Here is a 19,448-nt window from a genome sequence, read left to right on the forward strand (position 1 = left end):
TTGTTGGTAGAGGCCCCCTCTGTCAGGATCGGCACTCAATTCGACAAGAAGCTACGCCGCCCCTGGTCACGGGGCAGCGGAGGAGAACGTCATGGGCAACGCTTTCCAGGTGCGGGACCGCTTCGCCGAGGGTGCGCAGTACATCGGCGGGCGGCTGCGTCCCGGAACGTCGGGGCGTCATCAGGACGTGGTGGACCCCGCGACGGGCAGCACGGTCCTCCGCTACGAGCTCGCGGGCGCCGACGACGTCGACGCGGCCGTGGCCGCCGCCAGGGAGGCGTTCCCCGGGTGGTCAGGGCGCACGCCTGGCGAACGGTCGGAGGCACTGCACCGCTTCGCCGCCGTACTCGACGGGCAGGCGGACGACTTCGCCCATGCCGAATCCCTGCAGTGCGGGAAGCCGGTCAAGCTCTCCACCGAGTTCGACGTCCCCGGCACGGTCGACAACGCCTCGTTCTTCGCCGGGGCCGCCCGCCACCTCGAAGGGAAGTCGGCCGGGGAGTACAGCGGCGACCACACCTCCTACGTACGCCGTGAGGCCCTCGGCGTCATCGGCTCGATCGCGCCCTGGAACTACCCCCTCCAGATGGCCGCCTGGAAGATCCTCCCGGCCGTCGCGGCGGGCAACACCATCGTGCTGAAGCCCGCCGAGATCACGCCGCTGACCTCGCTGATGTTCGCGCAGGCCGCCACGGAGGCAGGCATCCCCGACGGCGTGATCAACATCGTCTCCGGTGCCGGCCGGGACGCGGGTGAGCACCTTGTAAGCCACCCCGACGTCGTGATGACCTCGTTCACCGGCTCCACCGCCGTCGGCAAGCGGGTCGCCGCGCTCGCCACCTCCACCGTCAAGCGCCTCCACCTGGAACTCGGCGGCAAGGCGCCCTTCCTCGTCTTCGACGACGCCGATCTCGAAGCCGCGGTGCACGGAGCGGTCGCCGGAGCCCTCATCAACACCGGCCAGGACTGCACGGCCGCCACCCGCGCCTACGTCCAGCGCCCCCTCTACGACGCGTTCGTGAGCGGGGTCGCCACCCTGATGGAGAGCGTGCGGCTCGGTGACCCCTTCGACCCGGCGACCGACCTCGGCCCGCTCATCAGCCATCAGCAGCGCGACCGTGTAGCCGGATTCGTCGACAGGGCCCGCGCCTACGCCACCGTCGTCACCGGCGGCGAGGCTCCCGGGGGCGAACTCGCCGACGGCGCCTACTACCGGCCGACCCTGATCACGGGCGCCGCCCAGGACAGCGAGATCGTCAGCTCGGAGATCTTCGGCCCCGTCCTGGTCGTGCTGCCCTTCGACACCGACGACGAGGGAATCCGCCTCGCCAACGACACCCCGTACGGACTGGCCGCCTCCGCCTGGAGCACCGGCCTGTACCGGGCCAACCGCGCCACCCGTGAGATCAGGGCGGGTTGCGTGTGGATCAACGACCACATCCCGATCATCAGCGAGATGCCGCACGGCGGATACCGGGCCAGCGGCTTCGGCAAGGACATGTCGTCGTACTCCTTCGAGGAGTACACGCAGGTCAAGCACGTCATGTACGACAACACCGCGGTGGCCAGGAAGGACTGGCACCGCACCGTCTTCGGGGACCGATAGCAGCGGCCGCCGGCCGGCGGCCCCACCCACCCGGAAGGGCACCACGTATGGAGCAGTACGAGCCCGAGCGCCTCTCCGCGCCCCAGCTGGCCGCCATGAGGCGCAGCCTCACGAACGGCAGGGGCGCCCTCACCCGCCGTTCCCTTCTCCGGGCGTCGGGCACGGCAGCCCTCGCGCTCGGCGGCCTCGGGGCGCTGAGCGCGTGCGGCATCCCGCCCGCCGAGCGGGAAGGGGACGCCGCGGCCTCCGACGACCACTCGGCAGCGGAGAAGCAGATCAACTTCTCCAACTGGACCGAGTACATGGACGTCAGCGAGGACGAGAAGCGCCGTCCGACCCTGGACGCGTTCACGAAACGCACCGGGATCAAGGTCAAGTACACCGAGGACATCAACGACAACGTCGAATTCTTCGGGAAGATCAAGCCGCAGCTCGCGGCGGGTCAGGACACCGGCCGCGACCTCATCATCGTGACGGACTGGCTGGCCGCACGCATCATCAGGCTCGGCTGGGCGCAGAAGCTCGACCACGCGAACCTCCCGCACGCCTTCGCCAACCTGTCGGCCCAGTTCCGCAGGCCCGACTGGGACCCGGGACGCGCCTACTCCTATCCATGGACCGGCATCCCGACCGTCATCGCCTACAACGAGAAGGCGACCGGTGGCCGGAAGGTCGACTCCGTCACCCAGCTGCTCGACGACCCCAAGCTCAAGGGCAAGGTCTCCTTCCTCTCCGAGATGCGCGACTCGGTCGGCATGACGCTCCTCGACATGGGCAAGGACCCGGGCACCTTCACGGACGCCGACTTCGACGCGGCGATCGGCCGGATGCAGAAGGGCGTCGACACGAAGCAGATACGCCGCTTCACCGGCAACGACTACACCGCGGACCTGAGCAAGGGGGACATCGCGGCCTGTGTCGCCTGGGCGGGCGACATCATCCAGCTCCAGGCGGACAACCCGGCGATCAAATTTTCCATCCCGTCCGCCGGTTACATCACGTCGAGCGACAACATGCTGGTCCCGGCCCGGGCCCGGCACAAGACGAACGCCGAGAAGCTCATGGACTACTACTACGAGCTTCCCGTCGCGGCCCAGCTCGCCGCCTACATCAACTACGTCTGCCCGGTGGACGGGGTCGCCGGCGAACTGGCGAAGATCGACGAGTCGATGGCGTCCAACACGCTCATCCTCCCCGACAAGGCGATGGCCGCGAAGTCTCGGGCCTTCCGCTCCCTCAGCTCCGAGGAAGAGACGGCGTACGAGGAGAAGTTCGCCAAGCTCATCGGCGCCTGACCGGCCCGTCCCCCTCCCGTTCTCCCCCGACACCACTGGGACCGCGACCCATGACACAGCAGCAGACAGAGGGCGGCGACGTCCGTCTCACCGGGATCAGCAAGACCTACGGCTCCTTCACCGCAGTGCACCCCCTCGACCTCACCGTCCCGCAGGGCTCCTTCTTCGCCCTGCTCGGCGCGTCCGGCTGCGGCAAGACCACCACCCTGCGCATGATCGCCGGCCTGGAGGAGGCAACCACCGGCACGGTCTCGCTCGGCGGCCGCGACATCACCGGCCTGCCCCCGTACAAGCGGCCCGTCAACACCGTCTTCCAGAGCTACGCGCTCTTCCCGCACCTCGACGTCAGCGAGAACGTCGCCTTCGGGCTGCGCCGTCGCGGCATCAAGTCCGTGAAGAAACAGGTCGGCGAGATGCTGGACCTCGTCCAGCTCGGCGACTTCGCCCGGCGCAAGCCGCACCAGCTCTCCGGCGGACAGCAGCAGCGCGTCGCCGTGGCCCGCGCGCTCATCAACCACCCCCAGGTCCTCCTCCTCGACGAGCCCCTGGGCGCCCTCGACCTCAAGCTGCGCCGCCAGATGCAGCTCGAACTCAAGCGGATCCAGACCGAGGTCGGCATCACGTTCATCCACGTCACCCACGATCAGGAGGAAGCCATGACCATGGCCGACACCGTCGCGGTGATGAACGGCGGCCGCGTCGAGCAGCTGGGCGCCCCCGCCGACCTCTACGAGAACCCCCGGACCACCTTCGTGGCGAACTTCCTCGGCACCTCCAACCTCATCGAGGGGGAGATCGTCTCCACGGGTACGGACGTCGTCGTCACGGCCGGCGGAGGGAAGCTCAGGCTGCCCGGCGGGCGGTGCGCGTCCAGCGCCCGGAGCGGGGACAAGCTGCTCGTGGGCGTCCGCCCCGAGAAGATCTCCCTCACCCACACCGCGGACGCGGCCGCGATACCCGACGGCCGTAACCGGGTCACCGGCCGCATCATCGACTCCAGCTTCATCGGCGTCTCCACGCAGTACGTCGTCGAGAGCCCGGCCGGCACGGCCCTCCAGGTCTACGAGCAGAACATCGAGCGCGACAACCGGCTCGTACCCGGCGCCGACGTCGTCCTGCACTGGAACCCCGAGCACACCTTCGGACTCGACGCGGACCAGTCCATCGACGCCGGCACGGAAGGCCTGGAGGAGGTGGCGTGAGCGTCACGAAGGCGCCACCCGCGCCCCCCGCGGAGGCCGTGGTCCGCAAACCGTCCACCCGCAGGCGGCTCGTCCCCTACTGGCTGCTGCTCCCCGGCATCCTGTGGCTGGTCGTGTTCTTCGCGCTGCCGATGGTCTACCAGGCGTCGACCTCCGTCCAGACGGGATCCCTGGAGAAGGGCTTCGAGGTCACCTGGCACTTCCGGACGTACTGGGACGCCCTGGCCGACTACTACCCGCAGTTCGTCCGGTCCCTGCTGTATGCCGGCACCGCCACGCTCCTGTGCCTGCTGCTCGGCTACCCGCTCGCCTATCTGATCGCCTTCAAGGCGGGCCGCTGGCGCAACCTGGTGCTCGTGCTGGTCGTCGCGCCTTTCTTCACCAGCTTCCTGATCCGGACGCTGGCCTGGAAGACGATCCTCGCGGACGGCGGCGCGGTCGTCGACGTGCTCGACAGCCTGCACGTCCTGGACGTCACCGCCTGGCTCGGCTGGACCGAGAACAACCGGGTCCTGGCCACCCCCATGGCCGTGGTCTGCGGTCTGACGTACAACTTCCTCCCGTTCATGATCCTTCCGCTCTACACCTCGCTGGAACGGATCGACGGCCGGCTGCACGAGGCCGCGGGCGACCTGTACGCCACCCCCGCCACCACCTTCCGCAAGGTCACGCTGCCGCTGTCCATGCCCGGCGTCGTCTCCGGCACCCTGCTGACGTTCATCCCGGCCAGTGGTGACTACGTCAACGCGGAACTCCTCGGCTCCACCGACACCAAGATGGTCGGCAGCGTCATCCAGACCCAGTTCCTGCGGGTCCTGGACTACCCGACGGCGGCCGCGCTCTCGTTCATCCTCATGGCGGTCGTCCTGCTCGTGGTCACCGTCTACATCCGCCGCTCCGGGACGGAGGACCTGGTCTGATGCCCGTACTCCGCATGCTCCGCCGGAACCTGGTCGTGATCGCGGGTCTGCTGACCCTGGCCTACATGATCCTGCCGAACATCGTCGTGATGGTCTTCTCCTTCAACCGGCCGGTGGGGCGTTTCAACTACGCCTGGCAGGAGTTCTCCCTGGACGCGTGGAAGGATCCCTGCGGCGTCGCCGACCTCTGCGGTTCGCTCTCGCTCTCGCTGCGGATCGCGGTCTGGGCGACCGTCGGGGCCACCGTGCTCGGCACGATGATCGCCTTCGCACTGGTCCGCTACCGCTTCAGGGCGCGCGGCGCGGTCAACTCCCTGATCTTCCTGCCGATGGCGATGCCAGAGGTCGTCATGGCGGCCTCGCTGCTCACGCTCTTCCTCAACATGGGCGCCCAACTCGGTTTCTGGACCGTTCTCATCGCCCACATCATGTTCTGCCTCAGCTTCGTGGTGACGGCGGTCAAGGCGCGCGTGATGTCGATGGACCCGAGGCTGGAGGAGGCCGCCCGCGATCTGTACGCGGGACCCGTGCAGACGTTCGTCCGGGTGACGCTCCCGATCGCCGCCCCCGGGATCGCCGCGGGAGCGCTGCTCGCCTTCGCGCTCTCCTTCGACGATTTCATCATCACCAATTTCAACGCGGGTTCCACGGTGACGTTCCCGATGTTCGTCTGGGGCTCGGCGCAGCGTGGAACGCCTGTGCAGATCAACGTCATCGGCACGGCCATGTTCGTCATCGCCGTGGCGGTCGTTCTCGTCGGACAGCTCATTGCGAACCGGCGCAGGAGCAACGCGGGAAAGTGAAAACGAAGGAGTTGGAAACCATGGCGCCGGATGCCATGCGTACTGCCGCACACTCACTCTCCGAAGCGCGCCCCCTGTCCTACTGGCTCGACGACCCGGGAAAGCCGGAAGCCGGCCCCGCCCTGACCGGCGACGAGCGGTGCGATCTCCTGGTCGTCGGCGGCGGCTACAGCGGACTGTGGACCGCGCTGATCGCCAAGGAACGGGACCCCGGGCGCGATGTCGTCCTCATCGAGGGCCATGAGGTGGGCTGGGCCGCTTCGGGCCGCAACGGCGGTTTCTGCGCCGCCTCGCTGACCCACGGCCTGGCCAACGGTCTGGAGCGCTGGCCGGACGAGATCGGGAAGCTGGAGGAGCTGGGCGCGCGGAACCTCGACGCCATCGAGGCGGCCGTCGCCCGCTACTCCCTCGACTGCGAGTTCGAGCGCACCGGTGAGATCGACGTGGCGACCCAGCCCCACCAGCTCGACGAGCTGCGGGAATGGCACCGCCGGGCCGAGGGCCTCGGCCTCGGGGGCCTCGAGTTCCTGGACCGCGACCAGGTACGCGCGGAAGTCGACTCGCCGACATTCCTGGGCGGCCTGCTGGACCGGCGCGGCGTCGCCATGCTGCACCCGGCGAAGCTCGCCTGGGGCCTGAAGGAGGCGTGCACCGGCCTCGGCGTAAGGATCTACGAGCGCACCCCCGGCCTCGACATCGCCCGGTCGGGCGCGGGCACGGCGGTGCGCACCCCGTACGGCAGGGTGTTCGCCCGGGACGTCGCGCTCGGTACGAACATCTTCCCGTCGCTGGTGCGGCGGGTGCGCCCGTACACGGTCCCGGTGTACGACTACGCGCTGATGACGGAGCCCCTGAGCGCGGACCAGCTCGCCTCGGTCGGCTGGCGCAACCGCCAGGGGCTGGGGGACAGCGCCAACCAGTTCCACTATTTCCGGCTCTCCGCGGACAACCGGATCCTGTGGGGCGGATACGACGCCGTATATCCGTACGGCGGCCGGCTGAACGCGTCGCTGGACCAGCGGCCGGAGACCTTCCTGAAACTCGCCGGGCAGTTCTTCGAGTGCTTTCCCCAATTGTCCGGCGTGCGTTTCAGCCATGCCTGGGGCGGCGCGATCGACACGTGTTCCCGATTCTCCGCCTTCTTCGGTACGGCCCACCGCGGCCGGGTCGCGTACGCCGCCGGATACACCGGACTGGGCGTCGGAGCCACGCGCTTCGGAGCCGAGGTCATGCTCGACCTCCTCTCGGGGCGGGACACCGGGCGGACCGCGCTCGGCATGGTCCGCACCAAGCCGATGCCCTTTCCCCCGGAGCCGTTCGCCTGGACCGGGATCGAACTCACCAAGAGGTCCCTGGCCCGGGCGGACAGCCATGGCGGGCACCGCAACCTGTGGCTGCGGACCATGGACCGGCTGGGGCTCGGCTTCGACAGCTGAGCCCTGCCCGGGGCCGGTGGCCGGGGCGGCGATTCCCCGCAGGGAATGGTCTGCGGGCCGCCCCCACAGCTACAACAGGTGCGTGGACTTTCCCCGTGCTCTTCGCGAACGCCGTACCCGCCTGCACGTCAGCCAGCTCGACCTGGCGCTGCGGGCGGGCACGACCCAGCGCCACCTCAGCTTCATCGAATCGGGCAGGTCGCTCCCCGGCCGGAACATGGTGGTGCGGCTGACCGAGTCGCTGGAGCTGCCGCTGCGGGAACGCAACGAACTGCTGCTGGCCGCCGGCTACGCGCCGGTCTACCCCGAGAGCGCGTTGGACGACCCGGCGCTGGCCCCCGTCCGTACGGCCATCGACCACATCCTCCGCGGGTATCTGCCCTATCCGGCGCTGGTCGTGGACCGCCAAGGTGACCTGATCGCCGCGAACACCGCGTTCGACCTGATCACCGAAGGCGCCGCGGCGGAGCTGGTCGGCCCGGGAACGAACATCTACCGCCTCGCGCTGCACCCTGACGGCGTGGCGCCCCGCATCCGCAACCTGGCCGAATGGGCGCGCCACATCCTGGCGCGCCTCGGCCACCAGCGGGAGTTGCGGGACGAGCTCTCCGGTTACGTCCCCGAGCTCGGGCCGTCCTCTGGACAACTCGGCTTCGCGGTGCCGCTCCGGCTGCGGTCCTCTTGCGGCGAGCTGCGCCTGATGACCACGGTGACGACCTTCGCCACCGCCGTCGACGTGACACTCGCCGAGCTGAAGCTCGAGGCGTTCCTGCCCGCCGACCAGCCGACGGCGGAGGCGCTCCGGGCGGCCGCCGAGCCGACGGCTCCGGCCGCTGCCGGTCAGGCCCCCGGGAACATGTAGTCGGCCTCGATCCGGCCGTCGTCGTCCAGGACCAGGATCTCCGAGCCGCCACCCACGACCTCGCCGGTCGCGTCGACCACCGTCTCCCAGCCGAACCGGACGACGCCGTGGAGGCGCATCGCATCGGTGCAGCGCCTGAACGTGAACCCCTTCTTCTCGACGAACTGCTCGTAACTCCGGGCCACTCGGGACTCGATCGCGTCGTAGCCCTGAGCCTCCAGGGTCGAGTGCGCGAAGCCGAGATCCTCGGCGATCTCCCGGATCTCCGCGGGCGGCCGGAGGATGTGGGTGCCGTTCTCGGTCCAGAGCCGCTCGATGGCCGCGCGGCGTCCGGCCGCGTCCGGCTCCGTCCACTGAGCCAGGTAGCGGTCGGCCAGGCGCTGCGCGTCGGTCTCGGTCATGTACGTCTCCTCGCCGGGTGAATGGTCCGGGACCAGATCCTGCGGCGCGCGGCGGCGACCGACAATTCCCCCCGGGGAATGGCCTGAAGGCTTCCGGGCGTGGACGCCGCGCCGACGTGACCGGGCTCACTGTCACCGGGTGGCCCGACCCGCGTCATGATCCGGCTCCGCCCCCCTCTCCTTCCTGTACGCACCGGCATCAGCCGACGGTGCCCACGGGAAGGGAAGGTGGCTCATGACCCGCACGGGGGCGGAGGCCGCGGTCGTCTGGCTCGCATCGGTGGCGCCGGATCCGACGGCTTGCCGGAGTGAGTGGGAGCGCAACCCCCAGGGGATGGCGCTGCTTCCCGCCGGAAGGCGCTGGGACGTGCTGCTCGTTCCGGGGGAGCTGGGCTATCCCACGCTCGATGTGCTGACCCGGCTCCTCGACAGGCCGGGGCCCGTCCTGGCGGACTTCGGCGCGTCCCGGATGGGCTTCTTCGTGCCCCCGGGGACGGCGGCCCGCTGGGTCGGGACGGGCATCCGCGGGGTCGGCGACGGGACGTGGATCGTCGTCCCCCGGCCGGGCAGCACCGTGGGCGGCGCGCGATGGCTGATCCCGCCGGACGGCTCGGGCACGCTCACCGACGCGACCCTCCTGGAGCTCGCCCTGCACGAGGCCGCGGCGGCCAGGGGCGCGCGCGACGGCGGAGGGTGAGGCGCCGCCAGAGGTCTTGACAACCCGATTGGTCTGGACCATGTTGTGCATCACTCAATTCCCCCCTGCGCGGAGGCTGTTGTGGAACGCACCGGATCCAGACCACCCGTCCGTCTCTCCGGACTCACCGCGGTCCTCTCGGCCGCCCTGCTCGCCGCCGGCGCCCTGGCCGCCACGGCACCGGCCGCCGGAGCGGCCGACGTGGATCTGGCGAGCAACGGCGGCTTCGAGGCGGGGCTGGACGGCTGGAGCTGCACAGGCGGCAGCGGTGCGACCGTCAGCACGCCCGTGCACAGCGGCACTTCGGCACTCAAGGCGACACCGGCCGACAGCGACAACGCCCGCTGTTCTCAGACGGTGACCGTGAAACCCGACTCCACCTACACGCTGGGCGCGTGGGTGCAGGGCAGCTACGTCTATCTCGGGGCGTCCGGCACCGGGACCACCGACGTCTCCGCCTGGACCCAGTCCGCCGGCGCGTACAAGCAGCTCACCACCAGCTTCCGAACCGGCCCAGCGACCACGTCGGTGACGGTCTACACCCACGGCTGGTACGGCACCCCCGCCTACTACGCCGACGACCTCACCCTGACCGGCCCGGGCGGTGACCCCGTCACCGTGCCCGCCGCCCCCACCGGACTGCGGGCCGGCACAGCCACCGCGTCCTCCGTCCCGCTGTCCTGGTCGGCGTCCGCCGGAGCCACCGGCTACCGCGTCCACCGCGGCGGTACGAAGATCATGGACACCACCGGAACCTCGGCGACCGTCACCGGGCTGACCGCCTCGTCCGCGTACAGCTTCCAGGTCAGTGCCGTCAACGCCGCCGGTGAGTCGGCGAAGTCGGCGGCCGTGGGGGTCACCACCGGCACCGGCGGCGGAGGAGGGGACGACGCCGGTCTCCCGGCCCACGCCCTCGTCGGCTATCTGCACTCCAGCTTCGCCAACGGCTCCGGATACACGCGGATGGCCGACGTCCCCGATTCGTGGGACGTCATCAACCTCGCCTTCGGGGAGCCGACGTCCGTGACGTCCGGCGACATCCGCTTCTCGCTGTGTCCCGTGGCCGAGTGCCCGAACGTCGAGAGCGAGGCGGAGTTCAAGGCCGCCATCAAGGCCGAGCAGGCCGCGGGCAAGAAGGTCCTGATCTCCATCGGCGGCCAGAACGGCCAGGTCCAGCTCGGCTCGACCACCGCCCGCGACACCTTCGTCTCCTCGGTGTCCAAGATCATCGACACCTACGGTCTGGACGGCCTGGACATCGACTTCGAGGGCCACTCGCTCTCGCTGAACACCGGTGACACCGACTTCCGCAGTCCCACGACCCCGGTGATCGTGAACCTCATCTCCGCGGTGAAGTCCCTCAAGGCCAAGTACGGCGACGACTTCGTCCTCACCATGGCCCCCGAGACCTTCTTCGTGCAGCTCGGCTACCAGTACTACGGATCCGGCCCCTGGGGCGGCCAGGACCCGCGCGCCGGCGCCTACCTGCCCGTCATCCACGCCCTGCGTGACGACCTCACCCTGCTGCACGTCCAGGACTACAACTCGGGTTCGATCATGGGCCTGGACAACCAGTACCACTCCATGGGCGGCGCCGACTTCCACATCGCCATGACCGACATGCTGCTCACCGGCTTCCCGGTCGCGGGCGACCAGACCAAGGTCTTCCCGGCGCTCCGTCCCGAACAGGTCGCCTTCGGCCTTCCGGCGTCCACCCAGGCGGGCAACGGCCACACCTCGCCGGCCGAGGTCACCAAGGCGCTGAACTGCCTGACCAAGAAGACCGACTGCGGCTCGTACCGGACTCACGGCACCTGGCCGGGGCTGCGAGGGCTCATGACGTGGTCCATCAACTGGGACCGCTTCAACAACTGGGAGTTCTCGAAGAACTTCGACGCCTACTTCGGCGGCTGACCGTTCCTCGTGCCCGCCCGCAGGGCGAGCAGCAGCACCCCGCCGATGCACCAGGCGGCCACCACGTCCAGCGGCCAGTGGTAGCCGCGCAGCACCAGACCGACGCTCGTCGCCGCCGTCAGCAGGACGGCGGCGACGAGCGTCATCCATGACCGCTTCAGGTGCGGGGCCAGCAGCAGGGCCGCGGCCCCGTACGCCACCATCGCCGTCGTCGTGTGCCCCGAGGGGTAGTAGCCCGTCGCCTCGGTCAGCGGGCCCTGACGGTCCGTCCACAGCTTGAGCGGGACGACGAGTGCCGGGACGGCTGCCATGGTCACGACGGCGTACACCGCCGCACGCCTGGCGCGACGGAACCAGGCGAGGAGGACCGCGCACGCCAGTACGGGAAGGGCGACCTGCATGTTGCCGAGATCGGCGAAGAGGTCCGCGAGCCCGCCCGGACCGCTCGTGGCCAGTTCCAGGCCCAGCCGTTCGTCGGGATCCAGCAGCGGGCCGTCGGCCAGCACCTGCCAGGTGATCACGAGAAAGAGGGCCAGCAGGGCGCCGGCAGCGGGAACGAGAAGAACCGGCCACCGGGGAACAGGGGGGATTGTTCCGAGGTGGCCGGTCGGATCGGTTTGCCGCGCGCCCCGGGGGGTGTGGGGCGAGCGGCCATCCGATCGGTGAGGAGTCCCGGAGCCCGAAGCTCCAGCGGTGTGCGCGATGGCACGGCCGGTACGGCGCTGGGGGAGCCCCGGCCCGGCATCACCCGCAGTCCCCTGCGGGCGGGGTGTTTCTCTCATCTGGGAAAACCGTACGTCAGAGGAAGGAGGCACCGGAAGTGACAACGGTATCCCGCCATCGCCCCCGCACACCTTCTTCACACGCCCTCACCCGGGCCCCGGTCGCGACCGCCCCGGCGCCCGGGTGGTTCGCACGCGTCAGAGGGTCGCGAACGCCTGCTCGATGATGTCCAGGCCCTCGTTCAGGAGGTCCTCGCCGATGACGAGCGGCGGCAGGAAGCGCAGCACGTTGCCGTAGGTGCCACAGGTCAGCACCAGCAGGCCCTCAGCGTGGCAGGCCTTGGCCAGTGCCCCCGCGGCGGTCGCGTCGGGCTCCTTCGTGCCGGACTTCACCAGCTCGATCGCGATCATGGCGCCACGGCCGCGGATGTCCCCGATGATGTCGCCGTTCGGGAGCTTGGACTGCATCTCGGCGAGGCGGCCCTTCATGACTTCCTCGATGCGCCTGGCCTTCCCGTTCAGGTCCAGCTCGCGCATCGTCTCGATGGCGCCGAGCGCGCCCGCGCAGGCCACCGGGTTGCCGCCGTACGTCCCGCCGAGACCGCCGGCGTGGGCGGCGTCCATGATCTCGGCGCGGCCGGTCACCGCGGAGAGCGGGAGGCCGCCGGCGATGCCCTTGGCCGTGGTGATCAGGTCGGGCACGATGCCCTCGTCCTCGCAGGCGAACCACTGGCCGGTGCGGCAGAAGCCGGACTGGATCTCGTCCGCGACGAAGACGATGCCGTTCTCCTTGGCGAACCGGGCGACAGCCGGGAGGAAGCCCTTGGCCGGCTCGATGAAACCGCCCTCGCCGAGGAGGGGCTCGATGATGATCGCGGCGACGTTGTCCGCGCCGATCTGCTTGGTGATCTCGTCGATGGCCTGGGCGGACGCCTCGGCACCGGCGTTCTCGGCGCCGGTCGGCCAGCGGTAGCCGTACGCCACCGGCACGCGGTAGACCTCGGGGGCGAACGGGCCGAAGCCCTGCTTGTACGGCATGTTCTTGGCTGTCATGCTCATGGTGAGGTTGGTGCGGCCGTGATAGCCGTGGTCGAAGACGACGACCGCGGTGCGCTTGGTGTACGCACGGGCGATCTTCACAGCGTTCTCGACGGCCTCGGCGCCCGAGTTGAAGAGTGCCGACTTCTTGGCGTGGTCGCCCGGCGTCAGCTCGGCGAGCTGCTCACAGACCTCGACGTACCCCTCGTACGGCGTGACCATGAAACAGGTGTGGGTGAAGTCGGCGAGCTGCGCCGAGGCGCGGCGTACGACGGCCTCGGCGGAGGCGCCCACCGAGGTCACGGCGATACCGGAACCGAAGTCGATCAGCCGGTTGCCGTCCACGTCCTCGATGATTCCGCCGCCCGCCCGAGCGGTGAAGACCGGCAGCGTGGAACCCACACCTGCGGCGACCGCCGCGACACGGCGGGCCTGCAGCTCGGCCGACTTCGGGCCGGGGATGGCGGTGACGACGCGGCGCTCCTGCGGGATGTCGGACATGCGGGGCTCCTGGGGGTGTTTCGGACGCTTCTGTTTCTGCAGGCTAGGGGCGGGTGCGGGCAGCGGTCATGCTCCGATCGGGAGTGGTGGGCGCGTGTCCTTGTCCGCGACGGACAGATGCCCCGGTGGCGCCCCCGGCGACGCCCCCGCCGGGTCATCCGGCCGCATGGCTGAACTCCCCGTGCCCGGGCACTAGATTGGCCGTGCAGAAGGCGGGACCTGGCTGGTCAGGGGGCAGCGGTTCATGGACACCGAAGGCACGTACGACGCACGCGGCACGGGCGCGGACCGGGTGCCCCGTCCGGCTGGGCCACCACCCGCGGCGCCACCGCCCCCCGCGTATGCCCCGCACCCCCGGCGCCCGCCCACGGCGGACGCCGGTGTCGAGGAGTGGCTGCGCACCCCGCGCCCCGTCCGGGAACCGGGCGTATGGCGCTACGGTCACACCCCGCGCCCGCCCGAGAAGCCCGAGGGGGTGTCCGACCGCTCGCTGCTGGTCGGGGTGCTCATCTCCGTACTCAGCGGGCTGCTCCTCTGGTCCCTCTGGCGCAACGGATACATCCCCTACCGGCTCGTCCCGCTGAAGCTGTTCACCCCCGGCGACTGGTGGTACGCCGGTACGTTCGGCGGCCCCCGGACGATCGAGGGCGCCGACGCCCTCACGGTCTACGAGGCCGTCCTCTTCGGGCTGCTGGTCTACGGCTGCGCGCGGCTGGGCAACTGGTCCGAGATCTTCCGGCGCCACGTCGCGGGCCGGGGGCAGCCCTTCCTGGGGCTGGCCACCGCCGCCGGAGGGGCCCTCGCCGAGCTTCTCGTGTGGAAGGACGCCGTGCCGCTCGTCCGGCCGGTGCTGATCCTCGTCGCCTCGGTCGCGGGCGGTGAGATCTACCAGAGCCAGGCCGTCGTCAACGTGATCTACACCCTGATCGCGCTCGGGGTGCTCTGGCCGTTCGCCCGCCTGGGCCACTGGCGCCGGCTCCTCGCCGACCGGTTCGGGAAGGGCACCGCGACGGCACCCCAGGCTCCCTCCGCGCCCCCGGACGCACCCACCCCCGAGCAGTGGCCCGAGCTCCGCGCGGCAGGCCGGACGGACGCCGCCGACGCCCTCACCGCCGAGGTGCGCACCGGCCGTATGAACGACGTCGACGTCGCACGCCTGCGCAACGCCTGGACCGTCGGCCGGGGGCACCCGGAGCGTCTCGCCGCGCTCACCGAGGCCGTCCTGCGCACCGGCGGCGCCGCCGCGCTCCACCCCTCGGGCGCCCGGGACCTGCCGCGCCGCACCGCCCGGCACGATCTGCTGACCGGCCAGGTCCGCCTCGGCAGCTGCGCCGACGACCCGCACAACCCGTACGCCCGGCGCGGTTCCGGACTCGCCCTGGAACCGGCGCTGCTCGGCACCTCGCTGCTCGCGGTCGGTCCGCCCGGAGCGGGCAAGTCCGCCCGGCTGGTGCGGCCGGTCGTGGAATCGCTCGCCCTGCAGGCACTCGCCGGGAGGGCCGCGGTGCTCGCCGTAGGAGGCGCCGGGGCCGAGCTCGGCCCGGACGACGCGTTCGACGTCGTGGTGCGGATCGGTGACCCGGCCTCCGCGCACGACTTCGACCTGTACGGCGGTACGACCGACCCGGACGAGGCCGCGAGCGTGCTCGCGGAAGGGCTGGTCGGCGACGTGGCCCACCTGGACAGCAGGCGCGCCGCCACCGTGCTCGCCCAGCTGCTCGGCCCCTACCGCGCGGTCCACGGGCACTTCCCCGGGGTGCCGGCGCTCCGCGTGCTCCTGGACGGCGACGTCGCCGCGATCGACGCGCTGCGGGAGGCGCTCGGGGCGGGCGGCCACCAGGCCATGCTGCGCGAGCTGGAGGCCCGCACCCGTCAGAAGGGCGGGGCGGGGGACCCCGGGCCGGTGCTCGCCGACCGGATCGCGCTCCTCGACCGGCCCGCGTTCGCACCGTTCTTCGCCACCGGTGCGGGGGCCCGGCCCTTCTCGCTGCGGTCCCTCGAACACCTGCCGCTCCGGGTCAGGATCGACCTTCCGGAGCGGGCGCACGCCGAGGCGTCGCGGCTGCTCACCCGGCTGGTCCTCGCCCAGTTCACCGCGATCGCCGCCGCGCGCACCGACCGGTCGCTCTTCGTCTGCCTGGTGCTGGACGACGCCACGCACGCCGTCACCGCGGAGACCGTCCGGGGGATCCGGCGGCTGCGGTCGGTCAACGCCGGAGCGGTCCTGACCCTGCGCACCGTCGACGACGTCCCCGAGGGGCTGCACACGGCGCTCCTCGGCGCGGTCGGCTGCCGCATGGCCTTCAGCGGGGTCACCACCTGGGACGGCAAGCGCTTCTCCGAGGTCTGGGGAAAGGAGTGGGTGGAGACCCGCGAGGTCGCCCAGCACGCGGTCTTCGCGGACCAGCCGTTCACCCGCGCCCTGCACGGGCTGCGCAAGCTCGTCACCGGCAAGGCCGTTACCAGGGACGCCGTGACCGTGCGACGGGTCGAGCGGGAGCGCTGGTCCGCGTCGGAGCTGGCGTACGAGCTGCCCGCGGGCCACGCGGTCCTGTCGCTGACGACGGTGGACGGCGAGCACGCGCCGCCGCTCCTGGTTGAGCTGGGCGGCTGAGCGGGGGGCCACGAGGTTACGGGGACCCTGCCGCCCTGGCAGAATTGGCCCCGTCCGTCTGTACGGGGCGGCGCATTCGAGCCGCTCGCGCAGAGCGGCGCCATCGAGCCGCCCGCCCGGGCGGTGCCATCGACTCCAGAGGTCCGGCGGTCCCATGCCACCCACTCTCGCCTCCCTCGTCCAGCACTCGGCGCTCAAGCTCACCGTCCGGGCCGGCGCCGACCGGCTCGCCACCCCCGTGCGCTGGGCGCACGCGAGTGAGCTCGCCGACCCGGTCCCGTACATGGACGGCGGCGAGCTGCTCCTCGTCACCGCGACCAACCTCGACGCCCGGGACCCGGGGACGATGCGCCGGTACGTACAGCGGCTGGCCGGTGCGGGGATCGCGGGCATCGGTTTCGCCGTGGGGGTCACCTACGACGAGATTCCGCCGGCGCTCGTGGACGCCGCCGAGGAGGCCGGACTGCCGCTTCTGGAGGTCCCCCGGCGCACACCGTTCCTCGCCATCAGCAAGGCGGTGTCCGCCGCGATCGCCGCGGACCAGTACCGGTCGGTCACGGCCGGCTTCGACGCCCAGCGGGAGCTGACCCGGGCCGCGGTCGCCGGGGACGGACCCGCGGAACTGCTCACCCGCCTCGCCGCGCACGTCGACGGGTGGGCCGCCCTGTACGACTCCTCGGGCGCCGTCGTCGCCGCCGCGCCCGACTGGGCGGCACGCCGCGCCGCCCGGCTCACCCCCGAGGTGGAGCGGCTGAGGGACCGCCCCGCCCCGGCCAGCGTGGTCGTCGGCGACAGCGAGAGCGACGACCGGGTCGAGCTCCAGTCCCTGGGCGCCGGCCGCCGGAACCGCGGTGCGCTGGCCGTCGGCACGGGGGCGGCGCTCGGCACGGCCGAGCGCTACGCGGTGCACTCCGCGGTCGCCCTGCTGACCCTGACCACGGCCCGCTCCCGCGCGCTCCAGGGCGCGGAGCAGCGCCTCGGCGCCGCGATCCTGCGCATGCTGCTGGCGGGGGAGTCGGACCACGCCCGGGCCGTCGCCGGGGACCTGTACGGCGGCCTGCTCGACGCCCCCTTCCGGGTCCTGATCGCGGAGTCGCAGGCGCCCGCCGGGACGGAGCTGCTCGCCGAGGCGATGGAGGCCGCCGCCTCCCGGTCCGGCGAGACCCTCCTGATGGTGCCCGAGGGCGAACGCCTCGTGGTGCTGGCCGTGGACGGCGGCGCGGTCGTCGAAGCCGGCGCGGCCCACGCCAGGGCCGCGGACGACCCTCCGGTCCGCGAACCGGGAGCCGACGACACCGCCGTGGTCGTCGGCATGTCCGCGCCCTCCGGCCCGATCGCCGTCTCCGCCGCGTACAAACAGGCCGAACAGGCGCTCTCCGTCGCCCGCCGCCGCGGCAGGACCATGGTCGAGCACGAGGAGCTCGCGGCCGGCTCCGTCCTGCCGCTGCTCGCCGACGACGCCGTACGGGCCTTCGCCGACGGGATGCTCCGGCCGCTGCAGGAACACGACGCGAAGGGCCGCGGCGACCTGGTCGCCTCCCTTCGCGCCTGGCTCGCCCGGCACGGCCAGTGGGACGCCGCCGCCTCCGACCTGGGCGTCCACCGCCACACCCTGCGCTATCGGATGCGCCGGGTGGAGGAGATCCTGGGCCGCTCGCTCGACGACCCGGACGTCCGGATGGAGCTCTGGCTGGCTCTCAAGGCGACGGCCGTCTCCTCGGGCGCGCAGTAACTCCGTCCGGCTACGACAAACCGGCGTACCGGCCCTCCGCTCCACTCCACGGCGGACAAGCCTCATCCACGCCGGACCGCCCTACGGTAGGCCGACGGGTGCCCTCGTGGCGCCCGGCGATCGTTCGTTCACCACCCCGAAGGGCCGGTACCGCCATGACTTCCACCCACGCCTTCTGGCTGGCCGGCCGCCAGGCCACCGGCGAGGACAGCTTCGACGTCACCAACCCCTGGGACGGCCGCCTCGTCGGCACGGTCGCCGTGCCGACCGACGCCCAGGTCGAGGAGGCCGTCGCCGCCGCGTACGCCGTGCGCGAGGAGTTCGCCGCGACCCCGGCGCACGTACGGGCCGCCGCCCTCGACCACGTCGTACGCCGCCTCACCGAGCGCACCGAGGAGATCGCCCAGCTGATCTCCGCCGAGAACGGCAAGCCGATCAAGTGGGCCCGCGGCGAGGTCGGCCGCGCCGTCTCCGTCTTCCGGTTCGCCGCCGAGGAGGCGCGCCGCTTCAACGGCGGCGACGCACAGCGGCTGGACACGGACGCCGGCGGGACCGGTCGTCTCGGACTGACCCGGCGCTTCCCGCGAGGCCCCGTCCTCGGCATCGCGCCCTTCAACTTCCCGCTCAACCTCAGCGCCCACAAGGTCGCCCCGGCCATCGCCGTCGGTGCGCCGATCATCCTCAAGCCGGCCCCGGCCACCCCGGTCTCGTCCCTGATCCTGGGCGAACTGCTGGCCGAGACGGACCTCCCCGCAGGGTCCTGGTCCGTGCTCACCGTGCCCAACGACAAAATGCCCGCCCTGGTCCAGGACGAGCGGCTGCCGGTGATCTCCTTCACCGGATCCGGCCCGGTCGGCTACGCGATCATGGAGTCGGTGCCGCGCAAGCACTGCACCCTGGAGCTGGGCGGCAACGGCGCGGCCGTCGTCCTCGGCGACTGGTCCTCCGAGGAGGACCTGGACCACGCCGCGAGCCGCATCGCGACCTTCTCCAACTACCAGGGCGGCCAGTCCTGCATCTCGGTGCAGCGCGTCATCGCCGACGCCACCGTGTACGACCGGCTCGTCCCGAAGATCGTCGCGGCCGTCGAGGCCCTGGTGACCGGCGACCCCTCCGACGCGGCCACCGACGTCGGCCCGCTGGTCAGCGAGGACGCCGCCCTCCGTGTCGAGTCCTGGGTCGACGAGGCCGTCACCGCCGGCGCCACGCTGCTGACCGGCGGCAAGCGCGACGGCGCCACCTACGCCCCGACGGTCCTCACCGACCTTCCGGACACCACGACGATCGCCTGCGAGGAGATCTTCGGCCCGGTGCTGTACGTCCAGAGGACCGAGGGCGAGGCCGAGGCCTTCGCCGCCGTCAACGCCTCCAAGTACGGGCTGCAGGCGGGCGTCTTCACCCACGACCTGCAGACCGCCTTCCGCGCCCACCGCGCCCTGGAGGTGGGCGGCGTGGTCATCGGCGACGTGCCCTCCTACCGCGCCGACCAGATGCCGTACGGCGGCGCCAAGCAGTCCGGAGTGGGCCGCGAGGGCGTGCGCTACGCCATGGACGACTACACCTACGAGCGGGTGCTGGTGCTCACTGGCCTGGCCCTGTAGCCCGGACCCTCGCGACGAACGGCCGGAGCCCGCTGTGCGGGGGCTCCGGCCGTTCCGTGTGCCCCCCGAGGCGCCGCGCAGGGTGGTGGGGCCGACGCAGATCG

General features: G+C 71.5%; 15 protein-coding genes. 12 read left to right on the forward strand and 3 right to left on the reverse strand.

The window, feature by feature from the left end; all coding sequences use genetic code 11:
• The first annotated feature begins 91 nt into the window (after positions 1-91).
• From ACIBCU_RS36075 to ACIBCU_RS36105, 7 genes are all read left to right on the forward strand, one after another.
• Positions 92-1,606 (forward strand): gamma-aminobutyraldehyde dehydrogenase, encoded by a 1,515-nt coding sequence (locus ACIBCU_RS36075; RefSeq protein WP_399236706.1) that lies wholly within the window; start codon positions 92-94, stop codon positions 1,604-1,606.
• Positions 1,607-1,653: 47 nt separating this feature from the next.
• On the forward strand, positions 1,654-2,901 hold the full coding sequence (locus ACIBCU_RS36080) for a spermidine/putrescine ABC transporter substrate-binding protein (RefSeq protein ID WP_362931543.1): 1,248 nt from the start codon (positions 1,654-1,656) through the stop codon (positions 2,899-2,901).
• A 50-nt stretch (positions 2,902-2,951) separates the two neighbouring features.
• Complete coding sequence (locus tag ACIBCU_RS36085; protein ID WP_362931545.1) at positions 2,952-4,103, forward strand: ABC transporter ATP-binding protein; 1,152 nt, start codon at positions 2,952-2,954, stop codon at positions 4,101-4,103.
• Positions 4,100-5,023, forward strand: a complete 924-nt coding sequence (locus tag ACIBCU_RS36090) for an ABC transporter permease (protein ID WP_362931547.1) — start codon at positions 4,100-4,102, stop codon at positions 5,021-5,023. Before ACIBCU_RS36085 ends, ACIBCU_RS36090 begins: the two co-directional genes overlap by 4 nt.
• Positions 5,023-5,826, forward strand: coding sequence for an ABC transporter permease (locus ACIBCU_RS36095; RefSeq protein WP_362931549.1), 804 nt, complete (start codon positions 5,023-5,025; stop codon positions 5,824-5,826). Before ACIBCU_RS36090 ends, ACIBCU_RS36095 begins: the two co-directional genes overlap by 1 nt.
• A gap of 20 nt (positions 5,827-5,846) precedes the next feature.
• On the forward strand, positions 5,847-7,262 hold the full coding sequence (locus tag ACIBCU_RS36100; protein ID WP_399236710.1) for an NAD(P)/FAD-dependent oxidoreductase: 1,416 nt from the start codon (positions 5,847-5,849) through the stop codon (positions 7,260-7,262).
• A gap of 82 nt (positions 7,263-7,344) precedes the next feature.
• Positions 7,345-8,124 (forward strand): helix-turn-helix domain-containing protein, encoded by a 780-nt coding sequence (locus ACIBCU_RS36105; RefSeq protein ID WP_399236712.1) that lies wholly within the window; start codon positions 7,345-7,347, stop codon positions 8,122-8,124.
• Here the strand turns inward: ACIBCU_RS36105 and ACIBCU_RS36110 are convergent.
• Positions 8,103-8,525, reverse strand: coding sequence for a hypothetical protein (locus ACIBCU_RS36110; RefSeq protein ID WP_362931555.1), 423 nt, complete (start codon positions 8,523-8,525; stop codon positions 8,103-8,105). The genes ACIBCU_RS36105 and ACIBCU_RS36110 overlap by 22 nt on opposite strands.
• A gap of 235 nt (positions 8,526-8,760) precedes the next feature.
• Between ACIBCU_RS36110 and ACIBCU_RS36115 the strand changes: the two genes are divergently transcribed.
• Together ACIBCU_RS36115 and ACIBCU_RS36120 are read left to right on the forward strand one after the other, a co-directional pair.
• The gene (locus ACIBCU_RS36115; RefSeq protein ID WP_399236715.1) at positions 8,761-9,222 is read left to right on the forward strand and encodes a hypothetical protein; all 462 of its coding nucleotides are present in this window, start codon (positions 8,761-8,763) and stop codon (positions 9,220-9,222) included.
• 81 nt (positions 9,223-9,303) lie between these two features.
• A complete protein-coding gene (locus ACIBCU_RS36120) occupies positions 9,304-11,136 on the forward strand; it encodes a chitinase (protein ID WP_399236717.1) in 1,833 nt (610 codons plus the stop codon).
• Here ACIBCU_RS36120 and ACIBCU_RS36125 read toward each other — a convergent pair.
• Together ACIBCU_RS36125 and gabT are read right to left on the reverse strand one after the other, a co-directional pair.
• Complete coding sequence (locus ACIBCU_RS36125; protein ID WP_362931561.1) at positions 11,121-11,657, reverse strand: phosphatase PAP2 family protein; 537 nt, start codon at positions 11,655-11,657, stop codon at positions 11,121-11,123. The genes ACIBCU_RS36120 and ACIBCU_RS36125 overlap by 16 nt on opposite strands.
• 399 nt (positions 11,658-12,056) lie before the next feature.
• Positions 12,057-13,397, reverse strand: a complete 1,341-nt coding sequence (gene gabT, locus ACIBCU_RS36130; protein ID WP_399236719.1) for a 4-aminobutyrate--2-oxoglutarate transaminase — start codon at positions 13,395-13,397, stop codon at positions 12,057-12,059.
• 244 nt (positions 13,398-13,641) lie between these two features.
• Between gabT and ACIBCU_RS36135 the strand changes: the two genes are divergently transcribed.
• The 3 genes from ACIBCU_RS36135 to ACIBCU_RS36145 all read left to right on the forward strand — a co-directional run bounded on the left by ACIBCU_RS36135 (position 13,642) and on the right by ACIBCU_RS36145 (position 19,344).
• The gene (locus tag ACIBCU_RS36135) at positions 13,642-16,011 is read left to right on the forward strand and encodes an ATP/GTP-binding protein (protein WP_362931565.1); all 2,370 of its coding nucleotides are present in this window, start codon (positions 13,642-13,644) and stop codon (positions 16,009-16,011) included.
• A gap of 154 nt (positions 16,012-16,165) precedes the next feature.
• Positions 16,166-17,743, forward strand: a complete 1,578-nt coding sequence (locus ACIBCU_RS36140) for a PucR family transcriptional regulator (protein WP_399236722.1) — start codon at positions 16,166-16,168, stop codon at positions 17,741-17,743.
• Between the two features lie 155 nt (positions 17,744-17,898).
• Positions 17,899-19,344: an aldehyde dehydrogenase family protein gene (locus ACIBCU_RS36145; protein ID WP_399236724.1), complete on the forward strand. Its 1,446-nt coding sequence runs from the start codon at positions 17,899-17,901 to the stop codon at positions 19,342-19,344.
• Positions 19,345-19,448 lie beyond the last annotated feature (104 nt).

Source organism: Streptomyces sp. NPDC051064 (assembly GCF_044455985.1).
Classification (GTDB): Bacteria; Actinomycetota; Actinomycetes; order Streptomycetales; family Streptomycetaceae; genus Streptomyces.

Bases quoted from the DNA above. Each gene is read 5' to 3' on its own strand.
- ACIBCU_RS36110 (WP_362931555.1), bottom strand. From the start codon at position 8,525: ATGACCGAGACCGACGCGCAGCGCCTGGCCGACCGCTACCTGGCTCAG.
- ACIBCU_RS36145 (WP_399236724.1), top strand. From the start codon at position 17,899: ATGACTTCCACCCACGCCTTCTGGCTGGCCGGCCGCCAGGCCACCGGC.
- ACIBCU_RS36115 (WP_399236715.1), top strand. From the start codon at position 8,761: ATGACCCGCACGGGGGCGGAGGCCGCGGTCGTCTGGCTCGCATCGGTG.
- gabT (WP_399236719.1), bottom strand. From the start codon at position 13,397: ATGTCCGACATCCCGCAGGAGCGCCGCGTCGTCACCGCCATCCCCGGC.
- ACIBCU_RS36080 (WP_362931543.1), top strand. From the start codon at position 1,654: ATGGAGCAGTACGAGCCCGAGCGCCTCTCCGCGCCCCAGCTGGCCGCC.
- ACIBCU_RS36140 (WP_399236722.1), top strand. From the start codon at position 16,166: ATGCCACCCACTCTCGCCTCCCTCGTCCAGCACTCGGCGCTCAAGCTC.
- ACIBCU_RS36095 (WP_362931549.1), top strand. From the start codon at position 5,023: ATGCCCGTACTCCGCATGCTCCGCCGGAACCTGGTCGTGATCGCGGGT.
- ACIBCU_RS36135 (WP_362931565.1), top strand. From the start codon at position 13,642: ATGGACACCGAAGGCACGTACGACGCACGCGGCACGGGCGCGGACCGG.
- ACIBCU_RS36100 (WP_399236710.1), top strand. From the start codon at position 5,847: ATGGCGCCGGATGCCATGCGTACTGCCGCACACTCACTCTCCGAAGCG.
- ACIBCU_RS36085 (WP_362931545.1), top strand. From the start codon at position 2,952: ATGACACAGCAGCAGACAGAGGGCGGCGACGTCCGTCTCACCGGGATC.
- ACIBCU_RS36075 (WP_399236706.1), top strand. From the start codon at position 92: ATGGGCAACGCTTTCCAGGTGCGGGACCGCTTCGCCGAGGGTGCGCAG.